Source organism: Polynucleobacter asymbioticus QLW-P1DMWA-1 (assembly GCF_000016345.1).
Taxonomy (GTDB): domain Bacteria; phylum Pseudomonadota; class Gammaproteobacteria; order Burkholderiales; family Burkholderiaceae; genus Polynucleobacter; species Polynucleobacter asymbioticus.
Genome location: NC_009379.1, coordinates 1,937,744 through 1,954,335, shown reverse-complemented (window position 1 = coordinate 1,954,335; position 16,592 = coordinate 1,937,744). Strand labels below are relative to the sequence as shown.

General features: G+C 44.7%; 14 protein-coding genes. 4 read left to right on the top strand and 10 right to left on the bottom strand.

Going from position 1 to position 16,592, the window contains the following annotated elements:
* Positions 1–2: 2 nt before the first annotated feature.
* The 7 genes from purH to PNUC_RS09705 all read right to left on the bottom strand — a co-directional run bounded on the left by purH (position 3) and on the right by PNUC_RS09705 (position 7,348).
* Positions 3–1,583: a bifunctional phosphoribosylaminoimidazolecarboxamide formyltransferase/IMP cyclohydrolase gene (purH, locus tag PNUC_RS09735; RefSeq protein ID WP_011903712.1), complete on the bottom strand. Its 1,581-nt coding sequence runs from the start codon at positions 1,581–1,583 to the stop codon at positions 3–5.
* Positions 1,584–1,627: 44 nt separating this feature from the next.
* Positions 1,628–1,867, bottom strand: a complete 240-nt coding sequence (locus tag PNUC_RS09730) for a helix-turn-helix domain-containing protein (protein WP_011903711.1) — start codon at positions 1,865–1,867, stop codon at positions 1,628–1,630.
* Positions 1,868–1,917: 50 nt separating this feature from the next.
* The gene (gene dusB, locus PNUC_RS09725; RefSeq protein ID WP_011903710.1) at positions 1,918–2,934 is read right to left on the bottom strand and encodes a tRNA dihydrouridine synthase DusB; all 1,017 of its coding nucleotides are present in this window, start codon (positions 2,932–2,934) and stop codon (positions 1,918–1,920) included.
* A gap of 152 nt (positions 2,935–3,086) precedes the next feature.
* Entirely contained in the window at positions 3,087–4,244 is a 1,158-nt protein-coding gene (locus PNUC_RS09720; protein WP_011903709.1) for an FAD-dependent monooxygenase, read from the bottom strand.
* Positions 4,245–4,259: 15 nt separating this feature from the next.
* Positions 4,260–5,636 (bottom strand): Xaa-Pro aminopeptidase, encoded by a 1,377-nt coding sequence (gene pepP, locus PNUC_RS09715; RefSeq protein ID WP_011903708.1) that lies wholly within the window; start codon positions 5,634–5,636, stop codon positions 4,260–4,262.
* Positions 5,623–6,333 (bottom strand): N-acetylmuramate alpha-1-phosphate uridylyltransferase MurU, encoded by a 711-nt coding sequence (murU, locus tag PNUC_RS09710; RefSeq protein WP_011903707.1) that lies wholly within the window; start codon positions 6,331–6,333, stop codon positions 5,623–5,625. Before murU ends, pepP begins: the two co-directional genes overlap by 14 nt.
* Before the next feature lie 13 nt (positions 6,334–6,346).
* Positions 6,347–7,348 (bottom strand): aminoglycoside phosphotransferase family protein, encoded by a 1,002-nt coding sequence (locus PNUC_RS09705; protein ID WP_011903706.1) that lies wholly within the window; start codon positions 7,346–7,348, stop codon positions 6,347–6,349.
* A 33-nt stretch (positions 7,349–7,381) separates the two neighbouring features.
* Between PNUC_RS09705 and PNUC_RS09700 the strand changes: the two genes are divergently transcribed.
* Genes PNUC_RS09700 through rsmA form a run of 4 tightly spaced genes read left to right on the top strand, consistent with a single transcriptional unit; the run spans position 7,382 to position 13,117 of the window.
* Entirely contained in the window at positions 7,382–9,901 is a 2,520-nt protein-coding gene (locus PNUC_RS09700) for an LPS-assembly protein LptD (RefSeq protein WP_048812162.1), read from the top strand.
* 29 nt (positions 9,902–9,930) lie between these two features.
* Positions 9,931–11,355 (top strand): peptidylprolyl isomerase, encoded by a 1,425-nt coding sequence (locus tag PNUC_RS09695; RefSeq protein ID WP_233424072.1) that lies wholly within the window; start codon positions 9,931–9,933, stop codon positions 11,353–11,355.
* Entirely contained in the window at positions 11,330–12,337 is a 1,008-nt protein-coding gene (gene pdxA / locus PNUC_RS09690) for a 4-hydroxythreonine-4-phosphate dehydrogenase PdxA (RefSeq protein ID WP_011903703.1), read from the top strand. Before PNUC_RS09695 ends, pdxA begins: the two co-directional genes overlap by 26 nt.
* 3 nt (positions 12,338–12,340) lie before the next feature.
* Positions 12,341–13,117 carry a 16S rRNA (adenine(1518)-N(6)/adenine(1519)-N(6))-dimethyltransferase RsmA gene (gene rsmA / locus PNUC_RS09685; RefSeq protein ID WP_011903702.1) on the top strand — a complete coding sequence of 259 codons (777 nt, stop codon included), beginning with the start codon at positions 12,341–12,343 and terminating at the stop codon, positions 13,115–13,117.
* 17 nt (positions 13,118–13,134) lie between these two features.
* On the opposite strand, the gene PNUC_RS09680 is transcribed toward rsmA, so the two are convergent.
* The 3 genes from PNUC_RS09680 to glyS are packed head-to-tail and all read right to left on the bottom strand — an operon-like array spanning position 13,135 to position 16,584.
* Entirely contained in the window at positions 13,135–13,869 is a 735-nt protein-coding gene (locus tag PNUC_RS09680) for a lysophospholipid acyltransferase family protein (protein WP_011903701.1), read from the bottom strand.
* A gap of 7 nt (positions 13,870–13,876) precedes the next feature.
* Positions 13,877–14,449: a D-glycero-beta-D-manno-heptose 1,7-bisphosphate 7-phosphatase gene (gene gmhB / locus PNUC_RS09675; protein WP_011903700.1), complete on the bottom strand. Its 573-nt coding sequence runs from the start codon at positions 14,447–14,449 to the stop codon at positions 13,877–13,879.
* Positions 14,446–16,584, bottom strand: coding sequence for a glycine--tRNA ligase subunit beta (gene glyS / locus PNUC_RS09670; protein ID WP_011903699.1), 2,139 nt, complete (start codon positions 16,582–16,584; stop codon positions 14,446–14,448). The genes gmhB and glyS overlap by 4 nt, the downstream gene beginning before the upstream one ends.
* Positions 16,585–16,592: the final 8 nt, after the last annotated feature.

The following is a 16,592-nucleotide window of genomic DNA, read 5'->3' as shown; positions in this document are numbered from 1 at the left end:
AATTAATGGCGGAAGTGACGTGTACCAGTAAAGATCATGGCGATGCCATGTTCATTGGCTGCAGCGATGATTTCATCATCACGCATACTGCCGCCCGGCTGAATTGCACAGCTCGCGCCACCATTCACAACGACATCCAAACCATCGCGAAATGGGAAGAAGGCGTCGCTCGCTACCGCGGAACCTTTTAGGCTTAAGCCGGCATTCTCAGCTTTAATACTCGCCATGCGGGCAGAGTCTACGCGGCTCATCTGGCCCGCCCCAATTCCTAGAGTCATGCCATTGGAGCAATACACAATCGCATTGGATTTCACAAACTTAGCTACACGCCACGCAAACATCATGTCATTCATTTCACTTGGTGTAGGCTGTCTTTGACTTACAACACGCATTTCGTTTTGCAAGACATTTTTAGCGTCTGGTGATTGAACCAAGAGACCGCCACCAACACGTTTAAAGTCAAATGTATTGAATGCATTTCCCAGGGGAATTTCTAAGAGACGTACATTTTGTTTTGCTGCAAAGATTGCTTTTGCTTCATCAGTAAAGCTTGGAGCGATCAGTACCTCTACAAATTGCTTTGAGATCTCTTGGGCAGCAGCCCCATCACAAGGAATATTGAAAGCAATGATTCCGCCAAATGCAGAGCTGGGATCAGTCTTGAAAGCTTTTTGATAAGCCTCAAGCGCTGAAGCACCTACGGCAACACCACAAGGATTGGCATGCTTGATGATGACGCAGGCTGCTGCGCCACCGGAATTACCTGCAAAGCTTTTCACACACTCCCATGCAGAGTCTGCATCCGCAATATTGTTATAAGAAAGTTCTTTGCCTTGCAATTGCTTGTAGTTGGCTAACGCGCCATTGACCGGGTATATATCTTTGTAGAATGCAGCTGATTGATGGGGGTTCTCGCCGTAACGCATCTCTTGAACTTTTTCAAAGGCAAGGTGCAAAGTTTCTGGGTAAGCTGAGCGTGCTTTGTGATCCAAGTCGTCACCCAATGCAGAAAGGTAGTTGGCGATCGAACCATCGTATTGAGCTGTGTGTGCAAATACCTTTTTTGCTAAAGCTAAATTAGTTTTATAAGAAACCACATTTTGATTGGCTTTCATCTCGGCCAACACTGGAGCGTAATCTTCAGGAGAGATCAGCACGGTGACATCTTGATGATTTTTAGCTGCTGCACGCAACATCGCAGGCCCGCCGATATCAATATTTTCTACAGCATCCTCAAAAGAGCAGTTTTCCTTAGCTACAGTTTCATTAAATGGGTAAAGGTTAATCACCAGCATATCGATCGTATCGATTCCATGCTCTTCTAATGCCGCCATATGCTCAGGAAAGTCTCTGCGAGCCAATAAACCACCATGCACCATCGGATGCAAGGTTTTTACGCGACCATCTAGCATTTCTGGAAATTTAGTCAAGGAAGAAACTTCGACTACTGGCAAATTATTTTCAGCCAAGAGCTTAGCGGTTCCACCAGTAGAAATGAGCTTAATGCCTTGCTCATGAAGAGATTTGGCAAAAGGCACGATGCCATTTTTATCGGAAACGGAGAGTAGGGCTGTACGGATCATAATTTTTCGGAAGAATTGTTAATAAGTGACTTAGTGATTGAGGTTTATTTCAAGATTTGATGTTCGACGAGCTTTTTGTGCAAAGTATTGCGATTAATACCAAGGTATTGCGCAGCTAAGGATTGATTTTGTTTTGCATGGTTCATTACTAATTCCAGCATCGGTTTTTCAACTACCGCTAAAACCATTTGATAAATATCATTCGGCGCTGTGCCTTTGAGGTCATCAAGATAGCCCTGAAGCTGGGTTTCTATACATTCGGTAATTGGGTGCTTATTAGTCATAACAATCTATTAATTCTGGAAACTAAAAATAAAATAACAAGACAAAATGGTTAAGCTGCCTCTAAAAAGAGGAGGCGATCAGAATGAGATTTCATTTCATTAAAGTAATCATTCACCATTTGTAATTGGGTTTTGCAGTCATCAGCAGTATTCATGCGCTGACGAAATGCATGGGAGTCTCTTAAGCCTTTGCAATACCAGCCAATATGCTTGCGGGCAGTACGAAGGCCAATGTGTTCACCGTAGAACTCGTAGTGATCCAAGAGATGGGCATTCATAATTGCCTGGATCTCATTGATCTCCGGGGTGGGTAACTTCCCCCCAGTTTCAAGGTAGTGATTAATTTCGCGAAAGATCCAAGGGCGACCCTGGGCAGCACGCCCAATCATGATGGCATCAGCGCCAGTTATCTTTAAAACTTGTTCAGCCTTTTCGGGGGAATGAATATCACCATTTGCTACCACTGGAATATTCACAGAATTTTTTACAGCAGTGATCGTTTCATACTCCGCTTCACCATGATATAAATCAGCGCGAGTACGGCCATGAACAGTCAGCATGGAGATGCCAGACTTTTCTGCAAGCCGTGCAATCTCAATGGCATTTTTATGTTCGCGATCCCAGCCCGTACGAATCTTCAAAGTAACCGGAACGGCATCGGGACCAACACCAACAGCATTTACAACAGCCTCAAGAATTTGTTGCACTAAAGGCTCGTCACGCAATAAAGCGGAACCGGCTGCAACATTGCAAACTTTTTTAGCGGGGCAGCCCATATTGATGTCAATAATTTGTGCGCCATGATCAACATTTATTTTGGCAGCCGCCGCCATCATGGCTGGATCTGCCCCAGCGATTTGAACTGCGATTGGCTTAAATTCACCAATGTGGTTGGCGCGACGCTGAGTTTTCTCACTCTTCCAAAGAAGCGCATTGGAGGCCACCATTTCTGAAACGGCATATCCAGCACCCAACTTTTTACAAAGTTGCCTAAAGGGACGATCAGTTACCCCAGCCATAGGGGCTACAAATAGTCTATTTGCAAGGTCGTGAGGGCCAATCTTCATCTATTGGGGTTTGTTAGGGTGGGGGTATTAAGCGCTGGCTGGAAAGCATGACACTTTAGCACATTCAAGGCTAAATCTGCCTAAAAAATAGGCAGATTACCTGTTCTAGATCAAACGTAGAGGACTTAGATTTTGGAGGCTATATAAGCCTCTTAGCGCCTGCCAAACATCATCTGGCGAGCTAAGGCTGTTTTGACTGGTGGAAGCCACTGAAGGGCTGTTAAAGCTAGTCCTCTAGCCAGCACTACGGGGGCTAGATTAGAAGTAAATACTCGAGCCATGAAATCTGTTAAGCCAATTGTGGTGCTTCGATCTACTTTGCGGCTTTGAGCGTAACTTTCTAAGGTAGCTTGAATGCGAGCTGGATTGTGATCTTTGGGATTCCCAGAAAATAGACCGGCTAATTTTTCAGATAATAAAAAAGCATCTCGCAGACCCAAGTTCAAACCTTGGCCCGCAACAGGATGCAAGGTTTGGGCGGCATTACCGATCCACACTTCATTATTTTTAGTAATTTCTTTGCGATAGTTCAAGCCTAGTTCATATAGACGACGATCTTGAATTTTGAGAAAGCGCCCAATGCGTGAACCAAATTCATTTTGTAATGCCATTAAGAAATCAGCATCACTCAATGCGAGACGTTGTTGCGAAGACTCTGGCGAACCACACCAAACTAGATTAAGAATATTAGATCCATAGTGGCTCGGTAAAACTGCCAACGGTCCCTCGGAAGTAAATCGTTCCCATGCTTGATGGGGTATGGCGCTATCTACCTCAACCAAACCAACCAAAGCGGACTGACCATAATCACGGCCTGACTCAACCCAATCTTGCGTCTTAAATAAACCACCTTCGGCATGCACTACGCACTTTGCATGAATATTGACTTGTTCATCTTCTTTCTCGATATGCTGCCATACAAAATGGGGGCTTTGGGCTTGTAGAGCCCTTAAGGATTGACGCAAAGTCATATGAATATCGCGATAGCGAATGATATGGCCAAGCGCATCTTGTTCTAGCTCTTCACGCGTCATGAGCGCGCGACCAAAGCGCCCTTTTTGGGATACATGCACTCGATAAATGTCTGCATGTTCTTTTGGCCACGCGTTAATCGTATCAAGCAATAGTTTGCTGCCGTGTGAGAGCGCAATTCCTCTGCTATCTGCAGAAGCTAAATCCGCATCATTAACAGGATTGCGATCTAGTAATGTGAGATTGGCATCAGGAAATTTTTGTAAGCACCATGCAGCACAAGCAAGACCAACGGGTCCGCCACCATGAATCAAGATATCGCAAGGAGATGAACTCATTCTTTATTAGGGGTGTTATGCATTTTTCATGAGCGCTTCGATTTCATCTGCTTTCACGGGCACACCGCGAGAAATTAACTCACAACCTGAATCATTAATTACTGCATCATCCTCAATACGAATGCCAATGTTCCAAAAGGCCTTGTCTACGTCATCTGCTGGCCGTACATACAAACCAGGCTCAATCGTAATGACCATGCCACTTCTTAGCACTCTCCACGGCTTGTCTTCCTGATTATTACCCTGAACTACCTCACGATAAGAACCAACATCGTGAACATCCATGCCTAACCAGTGTGAGGTGCGATGCATATAGAAGCGACGGTAAGCCCCAGATTCAATGGCGTTTTCCACTGAGCCCACCTCTGATAAATGCAGAAGCTTCTCATCTAGTAAGCCTTGCGTCAGTACTTTTAATGCGGCTTCATGGGGCTGCATAAAAGTATTGCCTGGCTTAGTCATGGCAATGGCTGCTTCTTGTGCGGCTAAGGTAATGTCATACAAAGCGCGCTGTGGACCAGTAAATGTTCCATTTACTGGAAATGTTCTGGTGATGTCGGAGGCATATCCATCTAACTCACAGCCGGCATCAATTAAGCACAACTCTCCGCTGCGTAATTCGGTTGAGCCAGCACGATAGTGAAGGATGCAGGAATTTGCGCCGCCCGCAACGATACTGTTATAGGCAACACTTTGCGCGCCACTATTGCGAAACTCATGAAGCAACTCTGCTTCGAGTTGGTATTCGCGCATACCGGGTTTACATATCTGCATGGCGCGGATATGTGCGCGGGCGGAGATGGTAGCAGCACGACGCATGATGTCAATTTCATGAGCGTCTTTGAATAAACGCATTTCATGTATCAAGGCTTCAACATCATGTAATTCAGACGGAGGATTTACTCCCGAACGCGCTTGCCCACGGACTTGCTTCATCCAATGCCGCAAACGTCGATCAGCTTCAGCGCTTTCAGCAAGGCGAACATAAATTGCTTCTTGATCGGCTAATAATTCACTGAGCTTTTGGTCGAGATTTTCGTTACTGTATGCGTACTCTAGTCCTAATGTTTCTGGTGCAGCTTCAGGGCCAAGACGAATACCATCCCAAATCTCCCTTTCAAGATCTTTTGGCCTACAAAATAAATGGGACTCTAAATGCAGATCTTTACCATTTTTATTTACCTTTAAAACCAAGGTAGCGCCAGGCTCTTCAAATCCAGTGAGATAAAAGAAATCACTGTCATGACGATATGGAAATTCGCTATCTCGATTGCGAGCCAATTCTGGTGCTGTTGATATCACAGCAATTCCACCACCTGTTTTAGCGATCATTTGTTTTGCTAAAGCATTTCTACGGGCTTGATAGAGGTGGGCGTTATTAATAAGTTGCATTGAGCTCTTGTAATCGTTGTGGTGTACCTACATCGTGCCATGGACCGAGATATTTTTCACCAGTCACTTTATTCTGCCCCATTGCTTGAATAAGCAGTGGCGCCAGCTTAGCCGGAGCTCCAAATTCAAGGTCTTTGAAAAGGTCTTTGTGATAAATCCCAATTCCGGAGAAGGTAAGTTTTTCGGCGCCACTAAACTCGGTATTACTCACAGTGGAATCTTGTAGGTAAAAGTCCCCCTCAGGGTGCTGGACCGGGTTAGGAACCATTAATAAGTGGGCCAAAGGGTTGCTTACGTCTTTGCGCATTTTGTGAATGGTGTCTACAAGCTGAGAAATAGGTAAGTTGGGACTAAAAACATCTCCATTAATGACTAAAAAGTAGTCTTCAGGCGCGATGATGGGAAGTGCTTTACAAATACCCCCGGCTGTTTCCAGTGCGTTTCCCTCAGGTGAGTATTGAATATGGAGTCCAAAATGCTCTCCATTGCCTAGGGCTGCCTCAATTTTTTCACCCAACCAGGCATGATTAATCACTACATCTTGAATCTTTGCGATTGCCAGTGCTTGTAGATGCCATGCCAGTAAAGATTTACCCTGAATACTCAGTAAAGGCTTTGGCAAAGAATCTGTGAGGGGGCGCATGCGCTCACCCCTGCCGGCTGCAAGCAAAAAACAAGGAATATTGACGGTATTCATATTGAGTAATGATTTACTCTTTATTTTGGCGGGTCGATTCTAGAATACGCGCCAAAGGCTTCAACTCGATATAACGGTTGGCACAGGCAATAGCGTATTCAAGTACCAATGGAATATCTTTGAGATAGCCATCTTTACCATCACGATGAAATAATCTCGCAAAAATTCCGAGAACCTTAAGGTGGCGTTGCAAGCCCATCCACTCAAAGTCGCGATAGAACTGACCAAAATCTTCCGGCATTGGTAGCCCAGCTTTACGCCCTTGCTCCCAGAATTTAATGACCCAATCAATCACTCTTTCTTCTGGCCATGCGATATAGGCATCTCTCCAAAGAGAAGATGCATCATAGGTAATCGGCCCATAAACAGCATCTTGAAAGTCAAGTACCCCAGGATTATTGATTTCTGTCACCATCAGATTACGTGAGTGGTAATCACGATGAACATACACTTTAGCTTGTGCTAAATTATTTTCAATAAGGAGATCAAACGATTTCTTGAGTTGTGCTTGTTGCTGTTCATTTAGCTCTATCTGTAAATGTTTTTCCAGATACCACTCAGGAAATAAATCTAACTCACGTTTTAATAATGCTTCATCATAGTTTGGCAAGATATCCGGTTTGCTTGCGAGTTGCATTTTGATCAAAGCATTTGTGGCGTCTTGATAAAGATGATCGGCAGTTTGATCATTGAGTTCTGCAAGATAGGTTTTATTGCCTAAATCATTGAGCAATAAAAACCCTTCCAGAATATTTTGTTCGAGGATTTTGGGGACATGCAATCCCGCGTGTAGAAGCAAAAAATCAACCTGAATAAAGGCATCGAGAGGCTCATGCTGGGGAGGAGCATCCATGATGATCAGGGTCCCAAAATCAGGGTTTTTGGACTCAATCCGAAAATAGCGCCGAAAGCTCGCATCGGCTGAAGCAGGCGCCAAAGTATCAAGATCTAATTGCCAGCTAGGCTGGAGGCCTTTTAGCCAGTTACGTAGGGTGTGTAAGCGAGAGTCAGTCATGGTCGATTCGTATAATAAGGCGGGTCTGGATCCATGAGTCATTATCGCCGTCGCGCCGGCCTTTGCGCCCCTCTTTTTTTGCTGATCTCCCTGCGTGTACTGATGGGGGTGGCATTGCTTCAATTTGCGCTTCCTGGACTAGCCCAAGCGCCCGCTCCCTTGCCCCCAGTTTCCCAGTCTGCTCCCACTTTAGTTTTGTTGCCAGACCGCGGAAATGTTACCGTTCTTAAGGTGGATGATCAGTTGCGAGTGGGTAAACCCATAAGTGATGGCCAAGCGCTCACATTTACTTCTAGCGATACGATTGATGGAGTAGTTGATCGCGATATGCATCTAAAGAGTCGCGCGCAAATACGACGTAATGGCGCGGTTTTAAAGGCTGATGAAATTACATACAACCCTGATACTGATATTGCCGATCTAAATGGTAATGCGGAGTTATCAAAAGGAAATACTACGTTTAAGGGTCCGAAGGGGCAGTTCAAGGTCGATGCACGTGAGGGCTTTATGGAAAACCCCTCTTATGAAATTCGAGATACACATGGAAGTGGTACGGGAAAAAAATTAACCATTCAAAATTCTGATATTTTTGTTTTTGATAAAGCAACCTATACGACCTGCACTCCAGAAAATATGGATTGGTACTTTAGTCTCAGTAATCTAGAAATTGATAACGAGCAAAAAGAAATGACCGGCACAAATGGTGTGATGCATTTCTTTAACGTACCTATTGCTTATGTGCCGTATTTCACCGCACCTACAGGTGGCCAGCGTCGTACAGGCTTGCTTGCGCCGGTTGCCGGCTATAACTCGAATAATGGTTTAGACATCACTCAGCCTTACTACGTCAATATCGCGCCGAATCGGGATTTATTGCTATTACCACGTGAGATGAATCATCGTGGTTTCATGCTCGGAGCCTCTTATCGTTACTTGGATAAAGATTATTCGGGTGTTGCTACTGGCGAGTATCTTCCGTACGACAAACAAACTGGCACCAATCGCTGGAAATACGATTTTCAGCAAAGACAATTATTAGGTGGTGGTGTTGGTCCTGGCGGTGTTCCGTTACCGGGCGCATGGACAGGTTATGTCAATATGGCAAAAGTATCCGACAGTCTTTATCCGACTGACTTTTCTCAAAGTATTGCAGGACAAGTAACGAGCCAGTTTAGACAGGAGATAGGAACAACTAAGCAACTCACCGGAAGTTTGAGTAACTGGACAGTTGGCGCAAAAGCCGCAAGCTTTCAAACATTGCAACCAGACCCAACTAATTTAGTGCAGGCGCCATACAATATCATGCCTAATATAACGGCGGCCTATAACAGTCAGTTGACCCCAACAACCACGGATCCAAGCGGTAAATACGTAGCCTTACCCACAGGCCCTAAAACGACCTTCTCGACTGACTACACTCGCTTTGCTTATGCCTTGGGTAGTAACTTTAATTCGCCCCCACCAGGCGCTTACACGCAAGCAGATAGAACTGTGGTTAAAGGTGCGCTATCGCTCCCTCAAGTTACGCCGGGCTATTACATCACACCGACAGTGAGCTTTCAATCGAATATGTATAGCGCTACAGCCTACACTCCAGGCACACCAAATGCCCAGGGCTTTACTATCCCAACATTAAGCTTGGATTCTGGATTGGCGTTTGAACGAGAGGCTGCAGAGTTGCATGGATTCTTTGGACGCGATATGTTGCTGACAATGGAGCCGCGAGCCTTTTATGCATTCACTCCCTATCAAAGTCAGGCAAATACACCAGTCTTTGATACTGCAGATGCTGGATTCGGCGTGTCACAAATTTTTACTGCAAATACTTTTATTGGTAACGACCGTATTGCGGACTCTAATGCGGCAACACTTGGCTTAACTAGCCGCATGATTGAAGCGAATACAGGGGCTGAGCGCGCAAATGTGACAATCGCTCAGAAGCAGCAGTTCACTGGACAGAAGGTTGGGTTGAATGGAAACATTGTCAACCCAACTACTTACTCAGATACCTTGGGTTCAGCTTCAGTCCGCTTACTAGGTAACTTTAGTGCAGACCTTTTTGGGCAGTACAACACGCAGTTAGATCGTTTTGTGCAAACCACGGTTGGTGCAAGTTGGAGACCAACTCCAGGTAGAAGTCTTAATTTTGGTTATCGAAATGTCTGGACGCCACCCGTGCAGGCTTCTGCTCAAAACAATCAGGTGTACACACCCTCTGCAACTACTACTGACCAATACAATATTTCTGGTCAGTGGCCCCTTACAAAAGAGGTTTCAGTTTTGGGGCGCTGGGGCTACGATGCACTGACCATTAAAACCTTGAACACGATGATTGGTCTTGAATGGATGCGCGATTGCTGGACTTTCCGCGGCGCTTATTCTCAGGCAGTGAATACTTCACTAATTACCACCACCCAGGTGCTTTTTCAGGTTGAATTTAGGGGCTTTGCTAGCGCAGGAAGTAATCCAGTTGATATCATGAAGTTAAATGTTCCTGGATATATGCCTACTTCGAAGCCAATTGCCCCCTCTATATATGAAAGCTATCAATAATGCTGCGTAGTAATTGCCCAATCAAGCTTATGAATTTCATCTTCTTTTTCGCTGCAGTGTTGTTTGCTGGAATTGTGAGTGCTCAGGATGCCTCTAAAACTACCGTGGCAACTGATGGCAAAGTTCGTAATATTGACGGTGTCGCGGCAGTAGTTAATACAGGTTATATCACCCGTAAAGATATTGATGATCGTATTGCAGTCTTAAAAAAACAAGGTACCAAACTACCCGAGGGTGAGGCTTTACGTAAGGTAATTCTTGAGCGCTTGATCTTAGAAAAAATTCAGCTTCAAAATGCTGAGCAAGAAGGGTTTTATGTCAGCAGTAAAGAGTTAGATAAAATCATCGCCGATACTGCTGCAAAAAATAAATTAACCTTTGTCGAATTAAAGGCAAAAATTGAGGCATCCAGTACTTCATTTGAGAAATATAAACAGCAATTGCGAGAAGAGGTCATAGTTAGCCGCTATCGTGAGCGTGAGGTGGATGCCAAAATAAAAATCTCAGATGCTGAAATTGATAACTTTATATCGGAGCGTAATCGTGCGATGCTATCTGGTGTAACGCGCCCCTCACCAAGCGCAAATGGCGGTCCAGAAGAAATTGATGTGGCACAGATTTTTATTCCAGTTGATTCTGGAGCGGGGGCTGGAGCCCAAGCTGATGCTAAGAAAAAAGCGGACTTACTTTTGCGCGAAGCAAAAGGTGACGTAGACTTTTTGCAATTGGGTGCAATGGCTGCAAAAGATAATCCTCAAATTAAATTCCAGGAATTGGGGTACAGGCCGCCTGATAGATTGCCTCAATTGTTTTATGAGGCGGTTAGAAATACAGGAAGCGGACAAGTTGCGGGGGCAGTAGTCAAAAGCCCTGCTGGCTACCACGTCCTTAAAGTTTTAGATCGTCGATCTATGGCTGCTGGCAGTCCACCACCAGCACAAGCTGCTCCCCAGGAGCCTGCTTCTACAACACCTCAAAATATTGCTATTACACAAACTAATGCGCGTCATATCTTGTTGCGAAATCGTCCAGGTTTAAGCGATCAAGATGCTGAAAGACGTCTTCAAGGTTATCGCGATCAAGTTCGCGCCAAGACTGCCGACTTTGGGGATCTTGCAAAAAAATACTCGGAAGATGGATCTGCATCCAATGGTGGAAATTTAGGGTGGATGGGACCAGGCGACCTTGTACCCGAATTTGAACTAGCAATGAATAAACTTCAAATTGGTGAAGTTAGTAATCCCGTCAAAACCGAATTTGGCTGGCATTTAATCCAAGTGATTGAGAGACGTGAAGCTCAGCTGACGGTAGAAAAGCAACGAGAATTCGCTCGTGCAGCGATTCGTTCTAGGAAGTTTGAGCAAGCCTATCAAGATTGGATGCGCGAGTTACGTGATACAGCAACTGTGAAAATCTTGAATGTAGAAGATGCAGCAACCGGTAACTCACGTTAATCTCGTCATAACAACGGGTGAACCGGCTGGTATCGGGCCCGAGATTTCGATTGCAGGAGCACAGGCTTTTTTAGCTGAGCAGCCAGATGCTCGGATTACATTATTGGGGGATGACAATTTATTGCCTCTATCCAGCCAGGAAAAATTGACTTTTGCAGATCGTTTACAGGTTCAGAATATTTCTTTATCTAGCCTTTCCAGTCCAGGCATTCTTCATTCTCAAAATGCTAATTATGTTTTAAAGACGCTGGATCTAGCTGTTGACGGTTGTTTACAGGGGCAGTTTGATGCCATGGTTACGGCCCCCATTCAGAAAAGTGTCATTAACGAGGCCGGCATTCCTTTTACTGGGCATACAGAATATTTAGCGGCGCGTTGTCATGCAAAACGAGAGGTAATGATGCTTTGTGCAACATTACCTTCTGGTTTCTTGGGGCTCAAGTCTGCCAAGGATTTAAGAGTGGCACTTGCAACTACTCATCTTCCCTTGCAACAAGTTTCTGCTGCTTTGAGTTATGAGGTAGTCCTCGAAACTATTCGAGTAGTAGATCACGATCTACGTACAAAATTTGGAATTTCTAAGCCCTTGATTCGTGTTGCAGGATTAAATCCACATGCGGGTGAGTCAGGTTATTTAGGGCGCGAAGAAATAGACTTTATTGCTCCCGCTATTGATGCTTGCAGAAATTTGGGAATTGATGTCCATGGCCCCTTTCCCGGCGATACCATGTTTGATCCTAAATCGCTGCCAAATGTAGACGCATACATTGCGATGTATCACGATCAGGGCTTAGCACCCTTTAAATTTGTTACCTTTGGTAGCGGAATTAATGTCACTTTGGGTTTGCCTATTATTCGCACCTCTGTTGATCATGGCACCGCTTTAGACATAGCTGGTAAAGGCTTGGCAGACTCAGGCAGTATGTTAGAGGCATTGCGTTTAGCCTACCAATTGGCTCTCAACCAAAGAAAAAAGTTATAGATTATGCATCGCGCACGTAAACGCTTTGGCCAAAATTTTCTTCAAGATCAAGGGGTTATTTACTCTATCGTAGCCTTAATCAATCCTAGTCCAGATATGCACATCATCGAGATTGGCCCTGGGCTTGGAGCGCTTACAAGACCATTATTGAGTAGCCTCGATCAACTGGATCTTTTAGAAATTGATCGTGACTTAGTTGCTTATTGGGAAAAAGAAAATCTCAAAGGCTTGAAGGTCATCGAAGGCGATGCTCTTAAATTTAATTTCTTAGAATGGGCGCAGAACTGCGATTCTAAAAAGGGCTTATGTAAGGTAGTAGGTAACTTGCCTTACAACATTTCCTCGCCTTTATTGTTTCATCTGGTTTCTGCTGCCACTCAGATTGACGAGCAGGTTTTTATGCTCCAAGCCGAAGTGGTTGAGCGAATGGTAGCTCCAGCGGGAAGTTCTGATTTCAGTAGGCTCTCGGTGATGTTACAGGCTCGTTATGACATGGAGCTGGTATTGGAGGTTCCTCCTGAAGCATTTGATCCGCAGCCAAAAGTAAACTCTGCAGTAGTGCGAATGATCCCAAGACAGGATTTCAGCTTAACTACCAAGCAGTGGCATGCATTAGAGCAAGTTGTTGCTGCAGCTTTTTCTCAAAGAAGAAAAATGTTACGCACGAATTTGCAGGTATTCGCTGAAAGATTGAAGCTTACTGATATAGAACTTAAAGCGCGAGCTCAGGATATCTCGGTAGATCGTTATATTGAGTGGGCTAGAGTCTTAGTGTCTTAAGTAACTTTGGTTAATCATTACTTGTAAGCGCTAGGATCAATGACCCGCATTTCAGCCTCTATCCAGCCTTCAACTTCTTGCTGTAACTCTTCTCCAGTTTTTCCAGTGGATGTTATTGAAGGTCCGATGGAAAAGATAACCGTACCTGGTTGTTTAAGAAAGCTGTTTTTGGGCCAGCAACGCCCAGCATTATGAGCAATTGGAATAACTAATGCTCCACTAGCACTAGCAAGGCGGGCGCCCCCTTTGCGATAGGGTTTAGTTGACCCGATTGGTGTTCTAGTGCCTTCTGGGAATAACATAATCCACTTACCCTCGCTTAAACGCTTTCGTCCCTGAGTAGCCACAGACAGGGCAGCTGTTTGTTTATTAGAGCGATTGATATGAATCATCTTTAAAAGGGCTAAAGCCCAGCCAAAGAACGGAATCCAAAGTAATTCACGTTTAAAGACAAAGCAAAGTTGTTTTGGCAGTAATGCAATATAGGCAATGGTTTCGTAAGCAGACTGATGTTTACTCAAAATAACTACCGGCTCATTTAATACTGCTTCCATATTTTCCATGCCGCGGATTTCATAATGAATGCCGCATAGATGGGCTAGTAGCCAAATTACCACTTTGTTCCACAAGCCAATGAAGCGATAACGATTCTCTGGACTTAAAAAAGGAAAGGCAAGCACACAGAGTACCGACCAAATGGGTGTGAAAATTAGCAAAAATAAGGCAAAAAGCGTTGAGCGGATAAAGGTCATAAATAGGCTAAGCTTGGTTATCCAGTAGTGTATTTGCAAATGCGAGAAGATTCGCATGAATTTGCGTACCCTCTGGTAAACCCCCTTTGGCTAGCGTCTTTTGGCCTTTGCCTGTAAGCACTAGATGCGGGGAAGCCCCAAGTACTACACCTGCTTGCAGGTCACGTAATGAATCCCCAACAATAGGCACCCCCGATAAAGGAAGAATGTTGTCACTCTTTTTGTACCGCAGAGCAATTTCTTTCATAAGGCCTGGTGCTGGTTTTCGGCAATCACATGCATGTGCATCCAGATGAGGGCAAAAAAAGATGCTATCAATACGACCACCTAAGGGCTGCAATAATTTATCCATTTTGCTATGCATAGCATGTAAATCATTAATAGAGAAATATCCTCTAGCTAAGCCCGACTGATTTGTGGCGATAGTAATTTGGTAGCCCGCTTGATTTAATAGTGCTATTGCCTCTAGGCTTCCTGGGAGCGGCACCCATTCATCAGCCGATTTGACGTAATCATCACGATCTTCATTGATCACACCATCACGATCCAGAATGATGAGTTTGGAAGAGCTAAGGCTCATGCTAACTTGCCGAGATCGGCAACGAGATTCATTTTCTGATGGAGTTGTTGCAAAAGTGCAAGACGGTTATCGCGTAGCTCTTGGTTAGGATCCATCACCATGACATCTGCGAAGAATTGGTCAATTGGCGCACTTAATGCGACCAATGCTTTTAAGAGCTCAACAAATTGACGCTGTTCATACGCGGCATTGAGTGCAGGTGTAATTGCTTCTAGCGCTTGGAAAAGCTCAATTTCAGCAGGAATTTGTAGTAGCTTGCTTGAGCATGCTGTGGGTATAGGGGTGGCGGTTTTCTTGAGAATGTTGCTGATTCGCTTATTGGCAGCAGCAAGTTGAGCTGCTTGTGGAAGCGCATTAAATTCACGAAGAGCACTCAAGCGACCGATTAGATCATTAATTTGAGCAGGGGCTTGACTAAGTACAGCATCAATTTCAGCGCTAGTGAATGGTTTCCCGGCCACAGATTGATCGCGCAAGTAAGCACGTAAGCGGTCGATGATAAATTCGTAGATAGCTGCAGCATCCGCTTTTTCTTGAACTTCTTTTTGAGGAAACTGACTGCGTGCGAGTTCAATTAATTCAGGCAGGCTGAGAGAGAAGTTTTTCTCAAGCAAGAGACGGCAAATACCAAGAGCGTGACGACGGAGTGCGTAGGGGTCTTTATCGCCAGTTGGCGCTAAACCCACACCCCAAATACCAACTAAGGTTTCCAATTTGTCGGCAATTGCCAAAATAGTGCCGGTTTGGGTAGCGGGCAAAGAATCACCTGCGAATCTGGGCATGTAGTGCTCGCTGCAAGCTGCCGCTACTTCAGCAGACTCACCATCGTGGTTCGCATAATAGCGCCCCATAATTCCCTGAAGTTCAGGAAATTCTCCAACCATATCCGTTAATAAGTCGGTCTTAGCAATTTCAGCAGCGCGACTGGCTAATTTGTCATCTACTTGAAGTTTTTGAGCGATTCCAATAGCAATTTCTTGAACACGTTTAGTTCGATCCAATTGGTTGCCCAATTGATTGTGATAAACCACTCTGCCGAGATCTGAAACTCGAGATGCCAGTGAGCGCTTCTGGTCTTGTTGGAAGAAGAAACGGGCATCCGATAGACGGGGCCGAACTACACGTTCATTGCCAGAGATGATCGCATCAGGCTTGTTCGTTTCAATATTAGAAACAACCAGAAAACGATTGCGCAGTTTTCCATGTTGATCAGTCAATGCAAAATATTTTTGATTGGTTTGCATTGTCAAAATAAGGCATTCCTGAGGAACCTCTAGGAACTCTTCATCAAAGTGACATTCATAAATAGCGGGCCACTCAACCAATGCAGTCACTTCATCTAATAAGCTCTCAGGCATTAGTACTAAGTCTGCGCCTGCCGCTTTCAATAGCTGAGTTTCAATTTGGGTACGACGTTTATCAAAGCTTGCCAATACGTTGGCTTGTTTTTCTAAAGTATTTTCATATTGATCAGCGTCAGTAATGGTGATCACACCCGGCGCTAGGAAGCGGTGCCCCTCTGTCTGATTACTTGCATCTATGCCTAGACTGCTCATATTAAGAATGGTGTCTCCGTGCAAAGCAATAATACGATGGGCGGGGCGTGCAAATTGGACATCTGCTAATTGGCCATTTTTTTGTAGCACTTGATAGTGCATCATTTTGGCGATGGGTAATTTACTCAATGTTTGATTGAGAGCTGTTTGAGCGGTTTGCTCGAGGGCCGCACCCTTAGCAATCACATTAAGGAAAAGCGCTTCATTTTTTCCTTCTCCTGCTTTTTCTAGTGTGGATAGGTCGAGATCCGCATAACCTAATGCACTTAATTTTTTGAGTAGAGGTGGCGTTGCTTTGCCATCGGCATCAAAAGCAATGCTAGTAGGGAGTAGTTTTTCACGCACTGGATAGTCATTAGCTTGACTCAGTACGTCAGTAATTTGTACTGCCAATCGGCGCGGTGTTGCAAAGCTCGTAACCTTGGATGATTCTGTAGTTAATCCAGCGGCTTTAAGGGCGCCAAAAATACCCTCACTAAAAGATGTTCCTAAGCGACGAAGCGATTTTGGTGGCAACTCTTCTGTGAAGACTTCAATCAACAAAGTAGCTGATTGAGAAAGTGAATTAGGTGTACTCATAGATAGAT